At 61.4% G+C, this 19,006-nt stretch carries 17 protein-coding genes; 7 read left to right on the forward strand and 10 right to left on the reverse strand.

The window, feature by feature from the left end:
- Nucleotides 1-43: 43 nt before the first annotated feature.
- From OKW35_RS45945 to OKW35_RS45955, 3 genes are read right to left on the reverse strand one after another with little or no spacing between them, the layout of a single operon-like run.
- Nucleotides 44-1,501, reverse strand: a complete 1,458-nt coding sequence (locus OKW35_RS45945; protein WP_429403597.1) for a hypothetical protein — start codon at nucleotides 1,499-1,501, stop codon at nucleotides 44-46.
- Between the two features lie 18 nt (nucleotides 1,502-1,519).
- Nucleotides 1,520-2,635 (reverse strand): glycosyltransferase family 4 protein, encoded by a 1,116-nt coding sequence (locus OKW35_RS45950; protein WP_429555526.1) that lies wholly within the window; start codon nucleotides 2,633-2,635, stop codon nucleotides 1,520-1,522.
- Nucleotides 2,636-2,695: 60 nt separating this feature from the next.
- Nucleotides 2,696-5,017, reverse strand: a complete 2,322-nt coding sequence (locus tag OKW35_RS45955; protein ID WP_429493487.1) for a polysaccharide biosynthesis tyrosine autokinase — start codon at nucleotides 5,015-5,017, stop codon at nucleotides 2,696-2,698.
- An 809-nt stretch (nucleotides 5,018-5,826) separates the two neighbouring features.
- Between OKW35_RS45955 and OKW35_RS45960 the strand changes: the two genes are divergently transcribed.
- Together OKW35_RS45960 and OKW35_RS45965 are read left to right on the forward strand one after the other, a co-directional pair.
- Entirely contained in the window at nucleotides 5,827-6,759 is a 933-nt protein-coding gene (locus OKW35_RS45960) for a GlxA family transcriptional regulator (RefSeq protein WP_184067461.1), read from the forward strand.
- A gap of 58 nt (nucleotides 6,760-6,817) precedes the next feature.
- Nucleotides 6,818-7,834, forward strand: coding sequence for an ATP-grasp fold amidoligase family protein (locus OKW35_RS45965; protein WP_429555527.1), 1,017 nt, complete (start codon nucleotides 6,818-6,820; stop codon nucleotides 7,832-7,834).
- Between the two features lie 152 nt (nucleotides 7,835-7,986).
- Here the strand turns inward: OKW35_RS45965 and OKW35_RS45970 are convergent, their stop codons facing one another.
- The 5 genes from OKW35_RS45970 to OKW35_RS45990 form a co-directional block, all read right to left on the reverse strand.
- Nucleotides 7,987-8,694 (reverse strand): substrate-binding domain-containing protein, encoded by a 708-nt coding sequence (locus OKW35_RS45970; RefSeq protein ID WP_429555528.1) that lies wholly within the window; start codon nucleotides 8,692-8,694, stop codon nucleotides 7,987-7,989.
- Nucleotides 8,695-8,708: 14 nt separating this feature from the next.
- Nucleotides 8,709-9,392 carry a 4-carboxy-4-hydroxy-2-oxoadipate aldolase/oxaloacetate decarboxylase gene (gene ligK / locus OKW35_RS45975; protein ID WP_429555529.1) on the reverse strand — a complete coding sequence of 228 codons (684 nt, stop codon included), beginning with the start codon at nucleotides 9,390-9,392 and terminating at the stop codon, nucleotides 8,709-8,711.
- Between the two features lie 2 nt (nucleotides 9,393-9,394).
- Nucleotides 9,395-10,420, reverse strand: coding sequence for an amidohydrolase family protein (locus OKW35_RS45980; protein ID WP_429555530.1), 1,026 nt, complete (start codon nucleotides 10,418-10,420; stop codon nucleotides 9,395-9,397).
- A 71-nt stretch (nucleotides 10,421-10,491) separates the two neighbouring features.
- Entirely contained in the window at nucleotides 10,492-11,850 is a 1,359-nt protein-coding gene (locus OKW35_RS45985; RefSeq protein WP_429555531.1) for an MFS transporter, read from the reverse strand.
- A gap of 521 nt (nucleotides 11,851-12,371) precedes the next feature.
- Nucleotides 12,372-12,518 (reverse strand): hypothetical protein, encoded by a 147-nt coding sequence (locus OKW35_RS45990; RefSeq protein ID WP_167368753.1) that lies wholly within the window; start codon nucleotides 12,516-12,518, stop codon nucleotides 12,372-12,374.
- Between the two features lie 219 nt (nucleotides 12,519-12,737).
- On the opposite strand from OKW35_RS45990, the gene OKW35_RS45995 reads away from it, so the two are divergent.
- The 3 genes from OKW35_RS45995 (at nucleotide 12,738) to OKW35_RS46005 (ending at nucleotide 14,738) form a co-directional block, all read left to right on the forward strand.
- Nucleotides 12,738-13,319 carry a cytochrome b/b6 domain-containing protein gene (locus OKW35_RS45995; protein WP_184067445.1) on the forward strand — a complete coding sequence of 194 codons (582 nt, stop codon included), beginning with the start codon at nucleotides 12,738-12,740 and terminating at the stop codon, nucleotides 13,317-13,319.
- Between the two features lie 3 nt (nucleotides 13,320-13,322).
- On the forward strand, nucleotides 13,323-14,117 hold the full coding sequence (locus OKW35_RS46000; protein ID WP_429555532.1) for a molybdopterin-dependent oxidoreductase: 795 nt from the start codon (nucleotides 13,323-13,325) through the stop codon (nucleotides 14,115-14,117).
- 219 nt (nucleotides 14,118-14,336) lie between these two features.
- A complete protein-coding gene (locus OKW35_RS46005; protein ID WP_090809158.1) occupies nucleotides 14,337-14,738 on the forward strand; it encodes a DUF3597 domain-containing protein in 402 nt (133 codons plus the stop codon).
- Between the two features lie 264 nt (nucleotides 14,739-15,002).
- On the opposite strand, the gene OKW35_RS46010 is transcribed toward OKW35_RS46005, so the two are convergent.
- A complete protein-coding gene (locus OKW35_RS46010) occupies nucleotides 15,003-15,275 on the reverse strand; it encodes a hypothetical protein (RefSeq protein WP_084754487.1) in 273 nt (90 codons plus the stop codon).
- 329 nt (nucleotides 15,276-15,604) lie between these two features.
- On the reverse strand, nucleotides 15,605-17,305 hold the full coding sequence (locus OKW35_RS46015) for a Na/Pi cotransporter family protein (protein ID WP_429352362.1): 1,701 nt from the start codon (nucleotides 17,303-17,305) through the stop codon (nucleotides 15,605-15,607).
- Between the two features lie 377 nt (nucleotides 17,306-17,682).
- Between OKW35_RS46015 and OKW35_RS46020 the strand changes: the two genes are divergently transcribed.
- Together OKW35_RS46020 and OKW35_RS46025 are read left to right on the forward strand one after the other, a co-directional pair.
- Nucleotides 17,683-18,423: a 3-ketoacyl-ACP reductase gene (locus OKW35_RS46020; RefSeq protein ID WP_429555533.1), complete on the forward strand. Its 741-nt coding sequence runs from the start codon at nucleotides 17,683-17,685 to the stop codon at nucleotides 18,421-18,423.
- Between the two features lie 173 nt (nucleotides 18,424-18,596).
- Nucleotides 18,597-19,001 carry a Fis family transcriptional regulator gene (locus OKW35_RS46025; RefSeq protein WP_090809152.1) on the forward strand — a complete coding sequence of 135 codons (405 nt, stop codon included), beginning with the start codon at nucleotides 18,597-18,599 and terminating at the stop codon, nucleotides 18,999-19,001.
- Nucleotides 19,002-19,006: the final 5 nt, after the last annotated feature.

A 19,006-nucleotide genomic window follows, 5' to 3' on the forward strand; every position in this document is an offset into this window, starting at 1 on the left:
CGATCCGCCGGCTCCCGGCGGTCGTCATGCTCGCGAAATATCGCTATGCCACTGCCTGCGTCACACGACGCACCACGAGATAAGCCAGATGTTTGGGCGGATTATTACCAGCGCCGTTCACCTGGTCGGGTACCTTGAATCGCACGTTCATCAAATCGCTGTCCCAACTCAATGCAACCTTGTCCGGTGCGCTCGCCTCGCCGCTCAGCGCATCGATGAAATCGACCTGCACCGCGTGCGAGCGCAGCGGCTGCAGCCCGCCGATGGAAATGTTCTGCCAGCCCGCGTTGCTGCTCACCTGCATCACGAGGTCGTTGCCGGAAAGCAAGGCATTTGCAGCAACACCCGGACCGCATTGCAGCGGCTTCGAAAAACCCGCCAGATGCCCACCCGCTGTTTGATGCAACACGACCAAGCTTCGACCGGAAACGTTGTAGGTTCGTTCAGGCGGACCGGGATGCGTGAGACGAAAAGGTTCATAGCCGTCCCAGTGATAGATCATCGACAGGTACTTGTTCGGGTCGTCCCAATTCCTGCCGAGCGCCCACACCGCGAAGTCGAAGAAATAACGCGGCAAATAGTGCGGGTCTTTCATGTACTCGTTGCCGATCTCCGTTTGCCAGATGCCGCGCGCGGGACCGCTCTTCACATATCGCTGGTACAGCGATTCCATATCGGCAACCGGCAAGTAGTGCGTGTCGATGTAGTCGACCCAATCGAGCATGCGCTCTTTCAAGACCGGACTGCGATATTCGAGCCAGCGGTGGAAGTTATCGAGGCCGCCCTGGTCCGGCCAGCCGCCATACACCACATACGCGCGATAACTGCGAATGACGCGGGCCGCCGGAATATGAATCCGCTCGACGTAATCCTGCATCGCGCGTTCGTACGGTTTCGAGCGTTTTTCGTCCTTGCTGAACTCCGGGCCGTGCCAGAAGACGGACTGAGGCAAGCCGCCGGACAACTTGCCGGCCGCCTCGTTCCAGATCTGGAAATAGCGCAGGTTATAAGGCGGCGCTGAATACTTACGGACCACCGCGTCGACATACCGCTTCCACGCGTCCACATCGACCGGTGCCGAATTGCTGTCACCCGGCACACTCGCATTCCATCTCGGCGTATAGCCGAGCAGCAGCAGCGAACCGATTCCATTGCGCTCGTTTCGCAACAACACCGACGGCAGATCGCTTTGGAACGCCGAGCCCGTTTTGTCGATGCGCATCGCCTCGCCGGGCCCATGAGGCTGACCGGGGCCGACCGTGTCGCGCCCCCAGCTGATGCCCATCGCTCGCCACATCTCGATGTCGGCGGCCGATCCGGCCCAGCCGTTCGTGCCGATCAGATCGGTGATCATGCGAGCGCGCGCGTTGGCGGTCGGTGCGTCCCGTACCAATGCGACAGCGGGCCTGATATTCGACAACGGCGCGGCCGCACCCGCCGCCAACGCGGCGAGTGTGCGCAATGCACGTCTTCTGCCAGCACAGGTCTTCATGCGATCCATGTTCGTGCCCACCCATCGCTAGCTCGCGGACGCGCGCGGCGTCAGTTCGGGCAGCCGCTCGCCAGTCTTGACATCGAGGATTTCGAGCACCGTTTGCGCCGCGCGCTCCCAGCGAAACTCGCGCGCATGCAGCAGCCCCGCGCTGCGATAACGTTGGCGAAGATCGGCGTCGCTCATCATCTGCGCGATCTTTGCGGCGATGTCGTCCGCGGAGGTCGCGTCGCAGTACATGGCGGCATCGCCGCATGCTTCGGGTATCGACGTGCGCGCCGACGCGATCACCGGACAGCCGCAATACATCGCTTCCAGAGGCGGCAGGCCGAAACCTTCGTATAACGACGGAAACACGAGGCAGCCAGCGCTCTCGTACAGTGCCTTCAGCTCCGCGTCCGACACGAAACCTGCCCACACGACCTGCCGCGAATGCACAGGATGCTCGACGCCTACACCGCTGAAGATGCGTGGATACTGTTTTCCCACGATGACGAATTTGACGTCGCGCAGATGCCCGAGCCGCACGATCGCATCGAGCACGCCGCGCAGATTCTTGCGCGGATCGAGACTGCCGACGATCACGCAATAGGCGTCCTTGTTCAATTCGAGCCGTTGCAGCACCGATGGGTCGGCAACGATCCGGTCGAAATGATCCGCGCCGGGCGCCACCACTTTCACACGCGATTCGTCGATTTTCAGGTGATGGCAGATCCGCATTTTCGAAAACGTCGAGACCGTCAGAACGATCGGATGCGTGCGCGGCAAGAGCGCGAAACAAATGCGATACCAGAGCCGGAATTTCCTCGAAAAGCCTTGCGGCACGTCAAAGACGGCCATGTCGTGAACCATCACCACCTGACTGTGCTTGAACAGCGGGTTCGTATTGCACAGACTCAGCAGCGTGATGCCGCGTGCGGCGACTGGCAGCGTGATCTGCTCCCACAGCGTGCCGCGCAGCCACGGAAAGCGCCGTTGCGGTTTGAGCAGCGCCCCCGGCTCGACCGCGTTTTGCGGCACGAACACTTCCGGTTCGTCACCGGGCGCGGCGCGCATCTGCATGGCCCGCGTCAGCTCATACGCAACGCGTTGAACCCCCGTGATGGACTGAGAAGTAAACTTTCCGTTGATTGCAAAGGCCATCTGGTTCTCCGTTTTACGCCATCGCGAACGCGCTTTACCGCGGTTGGGGTCTCCACACGCTCAGGCGCCCCGCGGCGCTTGCTGTCCAACGTCGTTTTCGCCGAAATCGCTGGCATAGTTCGTTTCGTAGCCATAGTTCTTCGTGCTTCGACGCAGCGGAATGCCGTTGAACACCGCGCCCGCGATGCGCCCTTCCGCGCGTTCCACCTTTCTGAGCGTGTCGGCGATCTCCTCCTCGCTTTGCATGCCCGAGCGCAGCACGAGCAGAGATGCGCCCGCCTCGTTCGCGACGATCGAGGCGTCGGTGACCGCGAGGAAAGGCGGCGTGTCGATGATCACCAGATCGAACTGGCTCGACAGCCGCTCGAGCACATCCTTCAGGTGCGGCCTCATCAGCAGCGCGGCGGGGTTCTCCGGGCGCACGCCGCATGACAGGAACGTCAATCCTTCGATGCGGGTCGAGCGCAGCGCATTGCGGAGCGGCAGTCGTTCGGACAGTACTTCGGAAAGGCCTCCACGATTGCTCTCGTTGAATAGCGAGGCGAGATGACCGCGTCGCATGTCGGCATCGATCAGCACCACCCGTGAGCCGATTTCAGCGTGCAGGATCGCCAGATTCGCCGCGACGAAGCTCTTGCCGGCCGATGGGGTGGGCCCGATGATCATCACGATGTTGTTGCGTGCATGCGCGAGATCGCGCGTGACGGCGGTCCGTACGCTGCGCAGCGCTTCGACCGACGTGTCGTGCGGAAAGCGCGCGGCGAGAATCCTGTTCTGGACGCCGGAATCGAACTGTATCTCGTGCAGACTCTTCTGCATCGGCGGATGGCCGCGCCCGGCTGCTGCCGGCAGCGATTTGCGCCCCGCGGTCGCATCGCGGTCGAGCAGCAGTTGCTGATGGCTGAACAGAATCTCCCCAAACACCGGCACGCTCATCTGGCGCTCGACATAGCGCGGGTCGGTCACGCCGATCATCACGTGGCGGCGCATGAAGACCAACGCGACGCCGGACACGATACCGAGCACCAATCCGCCGCCGAGCACGAGAATCGGCTGTGGCATGACCGGCATATGCGGTCTGATCGCGCGATCGAGAATATGCGCGCCGCCCGTCGTGCTGGCGCGGCGCACCTGCAATTGCTCGGCCTTCTGCACCATGCCGAGATACACCGTTTCCGCGACCTTCTGAGCGCGGATCAGATCGACGCTCGCGCGTTCCGACGCGGGCATGCCGTTGAAATGGTCGGAGAATTTCGCTTTCGCTTCTTTTAATTGCGCCAGTTGCTCGTCGACGTTCTGCACCCAGCGGCTCTGTCCCGTATAGCGCTCGAGCATTTGCGTGCGCTGCAATTGCAGCGCCGCGATCTGCTTGTCGAGATCGAGGCCGCCCTGCAAATAGGCTTGCGCCTCGTTGGTCGGCTGCATCGATTGCGAGCGCGACCGGAAGTTCTTCAGCGCTTCCTCGGCTTTTCGCAATTCGCCGAGTAGACGCGGGAGTTCGCCGTCAATAAACGCGAGCGTCTGCGTGTCGTTCGCTTGCCGGCTCGCCACCGCGGATGCGAGGTATTGCTCTCCCAATGCATTGGCGACGGCCGCGGCTTTGTCCGGACTCTTGTCGCGGTACTGGATTTGCATCAGCCCAGAGTCTTTCACCTTGTCGCCAATCTTGACGAGACTGGTGAAGCGCTTGATGGCATCGAGCTCATTCCAGCGGATCACCTCGAACTTCGTGCCCGGCCGCGCAGCGAGTTCCTTCACGAGCATCGACACGCCGTTCTGCTTGAGCGGCATGCCGACCGTGCCACTCGCCAGCAACTCGCCGGACGGGCCGTGCAATTCGAAGGCGCCATTGTCGAGCGCGGTCAAGGTCAGCTTCTCTTCCTCGAGTTCGCGCGGCACGTCGAGCGCGGCGATCTGCACACGCTCGCCGCCCCATGCAAATGATTTCAGCCCGAGCCACGGCGCCGCGGGCTGTCCCGGTGTAGCGAATTTTTCGGCGATGTCGCCGAGAACCGGAAGCTTGTGCGGCTTCACCGAAATGTCGAAACGGAACTGGTCCATCACCGGCTGCAAAACTGCACGGCTTTCCATGACCGCCATTTCGGTTACCGACGACGGCGTCGGTGGCGGCAACAGTTCCTGGTTCTGCAACGCGAGTCCGAGGGCATTTGGCTCGGGTGGGTCCACGCGAATGATTACGTCAGCGGAATAGATAGGCGTGGCAATCAGAAGATACGCGACCGCGAACGTGAGGACGACGACCGTCGTCACCACGATCTCCCAGATGTGGTCGCGCATTAGCGTGAGCATCGCGCGGGCACTGAGTTGTCTACGCTCGGTATCAACAGCGGGATAGAGCGAGTTTTGCGGATAGTAATCCACCGGTCTGATCCTTGCAGGTTGATGAAACAAAACGATCGGCGATCGCTTTGCGTCGCCACGTCGCTATTTATGCCGCCGGCCGGATAGACCCTCGATTGGCTGGCAGCACGGCGAAGCGACGTGCTGTGTCGGGTTAGGTCGGGGAGCCGTGTTCGGGACCTCTCGAACCACGGAAGGCTACACAGCTATTGCTTATCCACCGCGGTATTGCCGATTGTTCTTCTCACGAATCAGCAAATGCGAAGCCCGCCATTCACGTAATCCGCGATTGACAATTTCTCTCTCGATGTTGCGCTGAAGCATAGTCCGCAAAGGATCGAGGCATTCGCCGGCGGCCCAAAGTAGGGTGCTATTGGCCGATAATGCGGAGCCTTTTACAAATGAAACAGAAGCCGGAAAGGCTTGTTGCGATCTGCAATTGCTGTAACAGAGTAATACGACAGGCATCGTACATCGCGACAGAACGCCAATTGCACGGCTCAAGTGCCAGGAATGCCCTTGTTATCCCGCAAATCGCGCCGAATCCAAGCCACTCGGCGCATTCCGCCGATGCCCCAGCACTGCGCTTGCAAGAATCGCGCTAATTGATCGGGAAAAAAATTCCGTGCAACGTTAATTAGTAGCACGCATTTCTGCGAATAGCGAGGTAAGAATTTCTTGAATCCTGACGATTACGCCAAAACACCCACGCATGCCGGCCAAGCTCGTCTCGCCCAAATCGATGCGCTAATCTCAATGCGTAGATTTTCCTGACTGGAGAAGCTCGCGTGATGAAGCACATTGGTCTATTCGTCTTTCAGGATTGTTCGATGGCAAGTACCGGCGCGATCGGCGACGCGTTCCGGCTTGCCAATGAGTTCAAGAGAACGGCTGGCGAAGAGGCGCCATACCGGTTTACCGTGGTATCCGACGGCGGCGGTCTGGTGACCAGTTCGTCCGGCATATCGATCTGGACGCAAGGCCTCGAACGCTACTGCCTCGCTGATTTCCACGCGCTCTTCGTGGCCTGCCGCGACGTCACCGAAGTCGCGGAATCCAACGACCGCTTTCTGTCGTGGATCTCGCTGCAAGGATCGATTGCATCTTTCGGCATGCAACAGGGTGCGAATCTCGCGGTCGTCTGCAACGATCCGCTGCAATCGATCGTGCCGATTTTTCTGTTCGACGACAGCGGTGACGCCGCGCGCACGCAAAGCAATGTGACGCCGACCGATCTCGCGCTCGCGCAGATCGAACGCGACATCAATACCGATACTGCCCGCAAGATCGGCCGCATCCTGCAAACCGGCTACGCCGAGAAAAGCCGCTCCGAGTTCGACGACGTCAACATCACGACGACGACGGAGAAGATTCGCGAATCGGCGCGCTGGATCAAGGAAAACTACAGCAAGGCCATTTCGGTTGCGCAGGCGGCCGAATCGGTGGCGATGAGCAAGCGCAATTTCCAGCGCCGCTTCAAATGCGAGTTCGGCATGACGCCGCTCGAATATCTGCTGCGCACACGCTTCGAGATCGTTCGCTCGATGCTGAAGAACACCGATCTGCCGGTCGACAAGATTGCGCGCCGCTGCGGAATGGGCGACGGTAATCGGCTTGGGCGGCTATTCAAGGAGCGCTATGGCATGTCGCCGACGCAATTCCGCGCGCAACAGCATGTGGATGCGGACGAACGCTGGCTGACGCCGGAGGAAAGCTGGAGTGCCGCGACCGAGATGTTGCGGCAAGCGCCGCTGACGCTTTGATTTCAATTCCCGTTACTCCGAGGACGACTCGTCGACTCGACCGCAAAGGGATTAGAACATGACGATCATCAAATCCGCCGAACTGGCCGCGCAGGATGCGGCCGTCGCGCCGAAAAACATGGCTTCCCTACAGTCCGGTGACAGTGCTCTGGCCGCGCCCTGCCGGCAGCCGGGCTTGCACACCGGTGCGCATTCGGCGCACGGGCAATCGCCATCTACCGCGAGAAAAATCAAGGAAGCGGCGAAAACGCTATTGCCGGACGCCCTTTTCCTAAGCCTGTTACATCACAAATGCATTGGCCGCTATCCGAACCTGATTCGTCCGGTGACGTTCAATGAGAAGATCCTGCAGCGCAATCTTCATCCTGATCCGCGCTATATCGACCTGACCGACAAGCTTCTGGTGCGGGAATATATTGCCCGGAAAATCGGCGACAAGCATTTGATACCGCTGATCGCAGCGCCCGATGCATTCACGCCCGAAGTGTTCGACGCACTGCCGGATGCTTTCGTAATGAAAGCCAATCACGGCAGCAGCTACGTCGAAGTGGTGAGAAACAAATCAGAGACCTCGTTCGAGAAGCTGAAGAAGCTCGCCGACCAATGGTTGCGCGCCGAATTCTATTACGTTGGGCGCGAGCGGCACTATCGGACGATCGAGCCGCGCGTTTTCTTCGAGCAGTTGCTGCTCGATCGGCGCGGCCAGATTCCGGCGGATTTCAAAATGCACTGCTTTGGCGGCCGTCCTGGCGGGCCGATCATCTATATCCTCGTGATCTCGGATCGATTCGGCAACGCGACGCACGGCGACGTGTACGACGCCGACTGGAATCACCTCGATATCGCAATCGGCGACTACAAGCGCAGCGCGTTGCCCGCTCCGCGCCCGCCGCATCTACAGGCCGTGCTCGATGTCGCGGCCCGTCTGTGCGAAGACTTCGACTATGTGCGCGTCGACCTGTATGCGCCGGACGACCTCGTTTATTTCGGCGAACTTACATTTACGCCCGGCGCGGGCGTGCTGCCCTTCACGCCGGACAGTATCGATTACGAGTGGGGCAAGCTGCTGGCTTGAATCCGCTTTCATTCGTAGCGTTTTGCGTCCGCCATCCGAGCGGGCGTGCCGGTCAGCGCTTTCAGCGTTTCGAAGCCGAGCATGCGCTCGCGCAAAGAGATGGAGGCGGAAAAGGCAAGGACACAAGCCTGGGCGGCGAGCGCCGCCCGCCATCAAGCCGGCGACATGCCGTTTTGCAGCTTTGCGCCGTCGGCCTCGCGCGAGGCCAGAAACGCCAGCAGCGCCTGGGCTGCTTCACGCTGGCGCGCCGCCGTGCAGATCGCGGCGGTGAAAGTCGTGGTGGACTGGGTGGCGGCCGGAAGCTCGCCGAGCACGTCGATGCCCGCCACGTGAATCAATTCGCTCATCTGCTGAAAGCCGAGCGCGACTTCTCCGCGCGCGACGAGCCTGCCGACCGGCACACCCGGCGGCGCCTTCACGATACGCGAAGCGATCTGCCCGGCAATGCCCCAGCGTTCGAACAGCTTCAGTAGATGCGTGCCGCTCGGCCCCGTCGAGTAACCGATACTGCGCGCACCGAGAATCGCGTCGCGCAGCGCTCCTTCGGACGCGATGTCCGGGTGCGTTTCTCCGGCCGCGACCGCGACCGCGATGCCCGAGCGCGCGAGTCCGACGCGGCTCGCCGCCTCGACACAACCCGTCACCACGAGCCGCTCGATCGCGTCGGCGGCAAGCACGACGATGTCGAAGACTTCGCCATCCTCGACCCGGCGCGCCGCATCGACGCCGCCGACCGATTCGATCGCGACGCCCTGCCCCGTGCGCCGCTCGTAGAACGGGGCGAGTCCGGCCAGCACCTGGCGCATGGCCATCGACGAAATGCCGGTGATCGGCGCGCGCGCGGCTTGATCGTTGATCATTGCGACCACGCCTGTCAGTCCTTGTAACGCAGTCCGGCCTGCTCGAGCGGCCCGCGCATGTTGTACATGTCGAGACCGAGCACCCCAGAGGCGAGTTTCGCGCGCTTCTCGGCTTCATTGGCCTCGCGCGCCGCAGCCTTGTCGAGCACGGCCTGCGCGGCGGCCGCCGGCACCACGACCACGCCGTCCTCATCGGCAACGACGACGTCGCCCGGTGTGACCAACGCACCCGCGCACACGACCGGAATGTTCACCGAGCCGAGCGTCGCCTTGACCGTGCCTTTCGCGGAAATGGCCTTGCTCCAGACCGGGAAGTTCATTTCGCTCAGCACGCTGACGTCGCGCACGCCGGCGTCGATGATCAACGCATGCGCGCCGCGCGCCTTGAAGCTCGTGGCCAGCAGATCGCCGAAGTAACCGTCGGTGCTCTGTGCGGTGACGCCGGCGACGACGACGTCGCCCGGCCGGATCTGTTCGGCCGCGACGTGCAGCATCCAGTTATCGCCCGGTTGCAGCAGCACCGTGACGGCCGTGCCGCTCGCGCGCGCGCCGGTATAGATCGGGCGCATATACGGTTGGAGCAGGCCCGTGCGGCCCATCGCTTCATGCACGGTGGCCGAACCGAGCGCGCCGAGTTTCGCTGCCACCTCCGCATCCGCGCGCTGGATGTTGCGATAGACGACTCCGATTTCATACATGATCACAGCCCCTTCGTTTTCAGCAAGGCGTCGAGACGCGGATAGACGCGCCGCGCGTTACCTTCGTAGATCTTGTAGCGCTGCTCCGGATTCATATCCGCGGCTTCAACGTAGCGCTTCGTGTCGTCGAAATAGTGACCGGTTTGCGGATCGACGCCGCGCACCGCGCCGATCATTTCGCTCGCGAACAGGATGTTGTCCACGGGAATCACGCGCGTGAGCAGGTCGATACCCGGCTGATGATAGACACAGGTGTCGAAGAACACGTTGTTCAGCAGATGGTCTTTCAGCAAGGGCTTTTTCAGTTCCTGCGCGAGGCCGCGGAAACGACCCCAGTGATACGGCACCGCACCGCCGCCGTGCGGAATCACGAAACGCAGCGTCGGGAAATCGCGAAACAGGTCCGAGGTCAGGCATTGCATGAACGCGGTGGTATCCGCATTCAGGTAGTGCGACCCGGTGGTGTGGAAGCACGCGTTGCAGCTCGTGCTCACGTGAATCATCGCGGGAATGTCGTACTCGACCATCTTCTCGTAGATCGGATACCAGGAACGGTCCGACAACGGCGGGCTGGTCCAGTGGCCGCCCGACGGATCGGGATTCAGGTTGATCGCGACATTGCCGTACTGCTCGACGCATTTGACGAGTTCAGGAATACAGGTGGCCGGATCGACACCCGGACTTTGCGGCAGCATCGCGGCCGGCACGAAGTTCTCGGGAAACAGCCGGCTCACGCGATAGCACAGTTCGTTGCAGATCGCGGCCCACGTGCTCGAGATTTCGAAGTCGCCGATGTGGTGCGCCATGAAGCTCGCGCGCGGACTGAAGATCGTCAGATCGAGGCCGCGCTCGCGCATCAGTTTCAACTGGTTGTTTTCGATCGACTCGCGCAGCTCGTCGTCGCTGATCTGCAATTCCGACCCCTGCGGCATCCCGGAAGGACTCTTGATGCCTGCGATCTGGCGGTTACGCCACGTCTCCAACGCTTTCGGCGCGGTGGTGTAGTGTCCGTGAATGTCGATGATCACCGTGATTCCTCAGTAGATGAATGTATCCAGCGGCGCCCGCGAAACGCACGCGCGCCGCGTTGCCTCACGCCTCAATGCGCGATATTCGGCTGCGCCACCGTTTCGGCGCCGCCCACACGCTGGCTCACCAGGATGGCGATAGCGGCGAGTGTGGCGGGGATCGCGAGCATCGCCAGGATCGCGCCGAACTGCCAGCCGAAGCCGAGCAGCGCGCCGCCGATCGCCGAGCCGAAGATACTGCCGAAGCGGCCCATGCCGAGCATCCAGCTCACACCAGTCGCACGCGCAACGGTCGGGTAGCGGCCGGGTGCAAATGCGTTCAGACCGGTTTGCGCGCCGCTCATGCAAAAGCCCGCGGCAAACACCAGCAATGCAAGCGACGAAGACAGCGCGCCGATGTAGCCGAGCCCGAGCACGCACAGTGCGCCGCCGATATACGCGGCGCTGATGACCGGCGCCGGACGCGCCTTGTCCATGAGCCAGCCGACGAGGATCGCGCCGATCGTGCCGCCGATCTGGAACATCGCCGTGACGTTGGCCGCGGTCGTGACCGACAGACCCGCATCCTTCATCAGCGTCGGCAGCCAGCCGGTCAGCAGATAGATCACGAGCAGGCCCATGAAATACGTGACCCACAGCGCGATCGTCATCGAGCCATAGCCTTGCGAGAACAGCACGCCGATCGGCTTGCGCGTCGGCAGCGGCGGTTCGTTCGACACGAACACTTCATTGCCCGCGAAGTGCACGCCGCACACACGGCCAAGCACCTTGCCGATACGCTGCGCGGGCGCGCCGCGCACCGCGAGCAGACGGGCCGACTCAGGCAGCAGCCAGATCTGGAACGGGATCAGCACGAGCGGCAGTGCGCCGCCGAAAATCAGCACCGCGCGCCAGCCGTGAACCGGAATCAGCCAGCCGGCCGCGAAGCCGATCAATGCCGAGCCGAGATTGAAGCCCGTGAACATCACGGTGATCAGCAGCGCGCGCTTGCGTTGCGGTGCGTACTCGGACAGCAGCGTCGTCGAGTTCGGCATCGCGGCGCCGAGACCGACACCGCTGAGCAGACGCAATGCTGCCATCGAAAACGGCGATTGCGCGAACGCAGTCGCGATCGTGAACACGCCGAACAGAAACACCGACGTAATCAGCACCCACTTGCGGCCGATGCGGTCCGATGCCGGACCCGCGAACAATGCGCCAATCACGAGACCGATCGGCGCCGCGCTCATCACGAGTCCGAATTCGGGGCGCGAAATCGCCCAGTCATGAATGATGGAAGGCGCGACGAAACCCATGATCGCGACGTCCATGCCGTCGGCGGTCACGATCAGAAAACACAGCACGACCAATAGCCACTGGTAGGGCGAAATCGACCGTTCGTCGATGAACTTCTTGATATCAATCCTGTTACCGCTGGTAGCACTGGTCATCAAAACTCTCCTGTCTCCTTCATTGGTCTCATCGCGCGCTCGAAGCGGGTAGCTTCGCAAAGTACGTCGACTCCGTAACCATCGTGGCGATGGGCTCCCACTCGGCTTACTCAAATAACTGGCATGAAGGTACGTTTCGTCCTTCGCGGGCCAAAGCGCGGGTTAACCATTGGGTCGATGCGAGTATCCGCATTCTCAGCGTTCCGCATAGCATCGGCGAAGCCCGTCCGATTCGCGCAGAGCCCCACTGGACAAGCGTTCAAACCAGAGTCACGGCCCTTCGAAGCGGGCTTTTCGAACGCCTGCTGGTGCACACCCTGATAAACAGAACAGATGAAGCGGGAATGAACTCGCATAGAACGGCACTGAGACGCCCCGCTTTTCCGATCAACATGGATGCGCCGCGCTGGTAGCGGATTTGCCCCACACAAAAAGGGCACAAAAAGAAAAAAGCGGCATGACCGTGCTACGGTCATGCCGCTTCGGGCTGAGCCGGCCTCGCGAGACCGGCTGGTACTCAATTACCGTTGTGCGCTACCCGGCTCAGGGTGCTGCGACACCCCTTCCGCGCTGCAACCTTCGAGCCAGCGTCCGTCCGTAGTCAGGAATGTCGTATGCTGCGTTTCCCATGCGGCGGGACGGCCTTCCTGCGCGATGTGCATCGTCATTGAAAGTCGATAGCAAGAACGAAAAGATTTCAGACACGACGGAATAACCGTCGATCGATCGCGTTACCGCTTCGGGCGCAATGCCAGTCTGACGCTCGCGGCGTACCTCGTCGCCCGATCCTGCCTGCGGCCCCATACCGGCGCCGACGGCATCCCGTTGACGGCTCCCGCGGCACCGGAATGATTGTCAACGAGCATGGAGTGGCCTTGAGGCACAACATGGTTCAACCCGGATGGGTGCGAATTACGCACTGGATCAATGCTGTCGCGGTCGTGCTGATGGTAATGAGCGGCTGGCAGATCTACGACGCGTCGCCGATCTTTCCCGCAATTGAGTTTCCACCTTCGATCACGCTTGGCGGCTGGCTCGCCGGAGCGCTGCAATGGCATTTCGCAGTGATGTGGCTGCTGGTCGCCAATTTCATCGTCTATCTGGCGCTGAATCTGGCGACCGGACGCTTTCGACGCAAGCTGCTGCCTGTCCGGCCGAAACAGTTGGTCGCCGATCTGCTCGCTGCGCTGAGCGGGCGCCTGAAACACGACGACCTCGCGCACTACAACTCGGTGCAAAAGCTCGCCTATCTCGTCGTGATCGCCGACATCCTGCTGATCGTGTTGTCCGGGCTCGCCATTTGGAAGTCGGTGCAGTTCCCGCTGCTGCGCACGCTGATGGGCGGATATGACAACGCGCGCGTGGTGCACTTCATGTGTATGAGCATCCTGGTGGCGTTTTTCGTCATTCACGTTGCGATGGTTGCGCTCGTGCCCCGCTCGCTGCTGTTGATGCTACGCGGACGGTAAATCATGACGATCCGAAAACGAACCGCGCAACAAGGCACCTTCCTCGCGACGCATGGCGAATCGATCATTCGCGATGCTCAGCGCGAACTCAAATCGCCTGCGCGCCGGCTGTTCGGCCGGCGGCTGCTGACGTTAGGCGGCATCGCGCTGCTGTCCGGTTGCGATCTGACCGACGACAAGGCGGTGAATACCGCGCTGCGCCGCATCTCGTTCTTCAACGACGACGTGCAGGCACTGCTGTTCGATCCGAACAAGCTGGCGCCCACGTATCCGGCATCGATGATCACACGGCCGTTTCCGTTCAATGCGTTCTATGGCGTCGACGAGGTGCCCGAGATCGATGCCGCGACCTACCGTCTGCAGGTCAGCGGCCTCGCGCACGGCAAGCGTACGTGGACGCTCGACGAACTGCGCGCGCTGCCGCAGGAAAGCCAGATCACGCGTCTTATCTGTGTCGAAGGATGGAGCGCGATCGGTCGCTGGGGCGGCGTGCGCTTTTCCGAATTCCTGCGCCGCGCGGGCGCGGACACGAGTGCAACGTACGTGTCGCTTCATTGCGCGGACTACAACTACTGGACGAGCATCGACATGCCGACGGCGCTCCACCCGCAGACGCTGCTCACGCTGACTTACAACGGTGACGTGCTGCCGCCGAAGTATGGTTTCCCGATGAGGCTGCGTGTGCCGACCAAGCTCGGCTTCAAGAATCCCAAGCATGTCGTCGCTATCGAAATCACGAACCAGTATCCGGGCGGCTATTGGGAGAACCAGGGCTACAACTGGTTCAGCGGCTCGTGACGCAATGATGTTGTTCTCCTTCCATCAACCACGCACAGCGTCATGTTGACGTGACGCGGGCTGAGTCGTGTCAGGATCATTGCGCGCGGACCAATACGAGCAGTCGACGGGTTGACAAAATATTACGTTTTTCACCGTGGTAGATCGCGTAGCATAGCGGGGGTATGTCCTGCGAGCGCCCCCACTCGCATTCGTCATTCAACCGCGGAGATTTCGGAAATGAGTATTTTTGGTGACATCGTGCACAAGCTGTTCGGCAAAGCGAAGCCGGACCAACCTCCCCCCGCGACAGAACCCACCCCCGACCCGGCCGCCGCGCAAGCCGCGACGCCCAGCGCTCCCGCCGCGCCCGCGCCGCTGACCGACGTCGACGTGGCCGCCGTGATGGATCAACTCGTCAGCGAAAGCGGACAGACGTTGAACTGGCGTACGTCGATTGTCGACACGATGAAGGCACTCGGCGTCGACAGCAGTCTCGAACACCGCAAGCAACTTGCCCAGGAATTGAAGTACAGCGGGGACATGAACGACTCCGCGAGCATGAACATCTGGCTGCACAAGCAGGTGATGCAGGCGCTCGCGGCAAACGGCGGCAAGCTGCCGCCCGATCTGGCAAGTTAAGCAGGACGAAGCAGGCGTTTCGCAGTAAGCGAAGCGCAGTGGAAGTCGCGCAGTAAAAATCACGCAGTAAAAATCAAACACTCAGTCCAGGTTGCCCGGTCGAAGCACGAAACCGGGCAACCGGACACTTCTCCGCTCGGCAATCAATGCTCACACAATCGACTATCGAGAGCGTGCATTGCACACGCCCGCGACAGCACGATTGCCATCAGCCCACGTATCGAAACGCGGGTGACGGAACACATTGCGATGGAATAGACGCGGCTATTGCGCCGCGGTGAGCTTGAGTCCCGGCCGCAACGGCTGGGGAGACTCCAGAGGAGCCTTGCGTTCGTCCGATACCTGTTCGATGCCCTTTCGCGTGACTTCTTCGAGGAAGGTCAGGCGAGCCCGATAGTAATCGGCACGCAGCTGTGCGTCGAGCACGAGCTGTTCGGCCTGAAACAGTTCCATGCGCAAGTTGTTCAGCGCGCGTTCGGCCTGTTTCTCGGGAGTAGGAGCATGTTGTGAAGCCCAGTTAGCAAGCCACCTTATCATGGTGAAGCCCTCCTTGAGTTCAATGCTCTGCTGCGACAAAGGCTATCAAATTATGGATGCGGCGTGTGTTAAATCGCTTCAGGCGTTGCTTATTGTGCGAGCTACCGCGGGTCGTCGCACGATCGACTTCACCGCCGCGCCTTGACTACTGATACCACAACACGCGCGAGGCGAAAAAAACCCGCACAGCAAAGGCGGGCAATCCCACTCTCTTTGAAAGCGTGTCACGAGGATGACACGCCACAAGTTTAGAGCTCGTGCAACCCCAACGTCCGTGTGCTGGCGATCACTTTGCGCGAATATATCGATCTCCAATCATGCGTCGCGCGCTATTGCAGCTCTTGAAGCGCTGCCACATTTTTCGCAATGGCCCGCGCGAACTGCGCGATCTGCCGGCCCTGCTCGATCAGATCCATGGCGGTCCGGAACGTGACCACGTCCGCCTTGTCCGCCAGCTGAAGCTTCGCGAGCACGACCTGACGCGCGGTCGCGGCGAGCTTGTCGATGCCGGCCTTCGCGTCGATGACCTTCGCGACCTCTTCCGGATCGCGCGTCTCGATCGTGCGGATCGACTGCTCGAGATTGCGGATCACCGCCTCGGAAAACTGCGTGGTCGCCGCATCGCGCAGACGCAGCAGATCGATCTGCTGCGTCATTCGTTGTTGTCCGACCGTCATCAGCGTCAGGCCGACAATGCCGCTGATGCTCTCCAGATGACTCGTGACCTGCGTGTAGCCGACCACCTGCTGACCTTCTTCCTCCGAGTGCTGCCGCTGCGACAGGCGGCCGATATATTGAAGAATCTCGAAGGCCAGCCGGTCGCTTTCCTTGTCCTGATCGAGCATCTGATTGATCTCTTCCATCGTGCCGGTCGACACCATCTGCGAGCCGCGTTGCACAACGTCGAGCACCTGCGCGCCGAGCCGGGTCAGCTCGATACGCACGCGTTGCAGTGCAAGCGCCGGCACCGCCAGCGACGTCTCGTCGAGATACTGCGGATCACCCGCGGGTTTGGCGGCCTTCGCGCGCTTCGGCACGACCAGTTGCGCGAGCCGCGCGATCGGACCGGCAAACCAGATCAGCAGCAGCGTGTTCGCCACGCTGAACAGCGTATGCACATTGGCTACCTGACGCGGCGCCTCGGCCGCGAGGCGTGCAAGCCCTTGCAGTTCCGGATGCGACGGCGATATCCAGCGCACGACCTCCGCCATCTGCGGAATCAGGAAGAGCGCAATCACGACGCCGAGCACATTGAAGATCAGATGCACGACGCCGACCTGCAACGCTTCCGGTGGCTTGCCGATCGAGGCGAGCAGTGCCGTGCCGCAGGTGCCGACATTCGCGCCGAGAATCAGCGTGATGGCGGCTTCGAGCGGCATCAAGCCCTGGCCGCTCAACGCAATCACGACCGCGAGCGTCGCCGCCGAGCTTTGCACAACCGCGGTGAAGACCGCCCCCACGATGACGCCGACGAGCGGATTGCGCATGTCCTGCATCGCGTCGATGAACGGCTGATAGGTGCGCAGCGGATGCGTGGACTCGCCCATCAGCTGGATGCCCATGAACAGCAGCCCTAGCCCCATTACGACGCGGCCGATCTGACGCAGCAGCTCGCGCGGGGCAAACGCGTGCAGCACGAAGCCGATCGACAGCATGTAAGGCGTCAGACGCGAAACGTCGAAGGCGATGATCTGCGCGGTGATGGTCGAGCCGATGTTCGCGCCCATGATCATCGGCACCGCCTGGGTCAACGTCATCAGGCCGGCGGACACGAAACCGACCATCAGCACCGTCGTGATGGTCGACGAATTCAGCAGCGCGGTCACGACGGCGCCCGCCACCACGCCGCGAAACCGGCTTGCGGTCAGCACGCCGATCAGCGACTGCAGTTTCGATCCCGCGATCGCCTTCAGGCCGCCGGTCAAGAACTCCAGACCGAGAAGAAACAGCGCGAGGCCGCCAATCAACAGCCCGAAGATCCCAAGGAAGTTCAACCTGTCGGGATCGATGTCAGCAAGATAATCAGCCATCCTGATGTGCCTCTGATGATCACACGAATAGAGCGGGAGCGAGGGACGGCTTCGCGCCCCGCATCGACGACCGTGCAGGCAGCCTACCGCACGGTGTCCGGGGCAGGTACTTAAGCTAACGCTAAGGGTAAGAGGAAGACGGCGCGCAGGCAAGGACGGGAGGGCGGCCGGCAGTCTCGAGCGACCCCGGAGTTCGCAAAGCATGCAACCCGCAATCGACGTAATTCATTGCCCCGTCAAGCAACGATTCCACCCCCTGATTTGGCAGTTAACCCGTAGGTGAAAATGCCCATCGTCCCAGCCGTTGGCCGCTGCCAATAATAGGTCCATCCTCCAATGAAACTTGCTCAATTCACCCCAAACAAGAAGGAGGACTTATGGCAAACCGTGTTGCATACGTAACCGGCGGCATGGGCGGTATCGGAACCGCCATTTGCCAGCGCTTGCACAAAGAGAACTACACCGTCATCGCGGGCTGCGGCCCGAACTCGGCGCGCAAAGCCCGATGGCTGGAAGATCAGAAAGCGCTCGGCTATAACTTCGTCGCATCGGAAGGCAACGTCGCGGATTGGGAGTCCACCGCGAAAGCGTTCGAGAAGGTCAGGACAGAAGTTGGTGAAGTCGACGTGCTCGTCAACAACGCGGGCATCACGCGCGACGGCATGTTCCGCAAGATGACGTTCGACGACTGGGAAGCGGTGATCGACACCAATCTCACGAGCCTGTTCAACGTGACCAAACAGGTCATCGAGGGCATGGTCGGCCGAGGCTTTGGGCGCATCATCAACATCTCGTCGGTCAACGGCCAGAAAGGCCAGTTCGGGCAAACCAACTACTCCACGGCCAAGGCCGGCATTCATGGCTTTACGATGTCACTCGCGCAGGAAGTGGCGACCAAGGGCGTGACGGTCAACACCGTGTCGCCGGGCTACATCGGCACCGACATGGTCAAGGCCATCCGTCCGGAAGTACTGGAAAAAATCGTCGCGACAATTCCGGTACGGCGTCTCGGCACGCCGGAAGAGATTGCGTCGATCGTCGCGTGGATCGCGTCGGATCAAGCGGGCTTTGCGACCGGGGCGGATTTCTCGCTGAACGGCGGTCTGCATATGGGCTAACGGGAACGGCGCCGCGTCGCGCGCGGCGCAGCCGTTTTCCGTTATGGACGTTGTCAGGTTCCGTGATGGTGTAGCGGCCGGCGCGAGCCGGCCGCCTCAGTGAGCTTATGACCAGAAAAGCGAGCCCTACTCGCGCTGCACCCGCGAAGTCGCCGCGCACGCACCCGAAGGCTATGCTGCGCCCGATCGTACCTGCCAAAGCAGGCGAAATTTCGCTCGACTATCACATGACGCTCGAGGCATTACGCAGCGGCGTCGCCAATCAATATCACGTCGGCAGCATGGCGCAGGCCATTTACATGGCGATGCTGCTGAATCAGCGCGGCTATGGTTCGGCCGTACCCGAGCTGTTTCGCGACGCGGAGGGCGCGATTCTGCGCTGCCGGCAGGCGGGACTCGAAACGGGCCTCTGCGTGGTCGATCACGACGCCTACGCGCTACTCGGTCAGGTTCTCACGCTCTTCGATCAGCAACTCGCGGCGGCGCCAGTACGGGAGTTGATCGCGGTCAATGCGAAGCTGAAGACGCTGTTCAGCGCCGCCAATGGCCACTGCGACGGTGACGAGAACACCGCATGACGAGG

This window comes from Paraburkholderia sp. MM5477-R1 (genome assembly GCF_050436385.1).
Lineage (GTDB): Bacteria > Pseudomonadota > Gammaproteobacteria > Burkholderiales > Burkholderiaceae > Paraburkholderia > Paraburkholderia tuberum.

Coding starts and splice junctions, on each gene's coding strand:
- OKW35_RS45970 (WP_429555528.1), bottom strand. CDS start 8,694: ATGATCAACGATCAAGCCGCGCGCGCGCCGATCACCGGCATTTCGTCG.
- OKW35_RS46010 (WP_084754487.1), bottom strand. CDS start 15,275: ATGATAAGGTGGCTTGCTAACTGGGCTTCACAACATGCTCCTACTCCC.
- OKW35_RS46025 (WP_090809152.1), top strand. CDS start 18,597: ATGCTGCGCCCGATCGTACCTGCCAAAGCAGGCGAAATTTCGCTCGAC.
- OKW35_RS46015 (WP_429352362.1), bottom strand. CDS start 17,305: ATGGCTGATTATCTTGCTGACATCGATCCCGACAGGTTGAACTTCCTT.
- OKW35_RS45950 (WP_429555526.1), bottom strand. CDS start 2,635: ATGGCCTTTGCAATCAACGGAAAGTTTACTTCTCAGTCCATCACGGGG.
- OKW35_RS45985 (WP_429555531.1), bottom strand. CDS start 11,850: ATGACCAGTGCTACCAGCGGTAACAGGATTGATATCAAGAAGTTCATC.
- OKW35_RS46000 (WP_429555532.1), top strand. CDS start 13,323: ATGACGATCCGAAAACGAACCGCGCAACAAGGCACCTTCCTCGCGACG.
- OKW35_RS45995 (WP_184067445.1), top strand. CDS start 12,738: ATGGTTCAACCCGGATGGGTGCGAATTACGCACTGGATCAATGCTGTC.
- OKW35_RS46020 (WP_429555533.1), top strand. CDS start 17,683: ATGGCAAACCGTGTTGCATACGTAACCGGCGGCATGGGCGGTATCGGA.
- ligK (WP_429555529.1), bottom strand. CDS start 9,392: ATGTATGAAATCGGAGTCGTCTATCGCAACATCCAGCGCGCGGATGCG.
- OKW35_RS45960 (WP_184067461.1), top strand. CDS start 5,827: ATGGCAAGTACCGGCGCGATCGGCGACGCGTTCCGGCTTGCCAATGAG.
- OKW35_RS45990 (WP_167368753.1), bottom strand. CDS start 12,518: ATGACGATGCACATCGCGCAGGAAGGCCGTCCCGCCGCATGGGAAACG.
- OKW35_RS45945 (WP_429403597.1), bottom strand. CDS start 1,501: ATGGATCGCATGAAGACCTGTGCTGGCAGAAGACGTGCATTGCGCACA.
- OKW35_RS45965 (WP_429555527.1), top strand. CDS start 6,818: ATGACGATCATCAAATCCGCCGAACTGGCCGCGCAGGATGCGGCCGTC.
- OKW35_RS46005 (WP_090809158.1), top strand. CDS start 14,337: ATGAGTATTTTTGGTGACATCGTGCACAAGCTGTTCGGCAAAGCGAAG.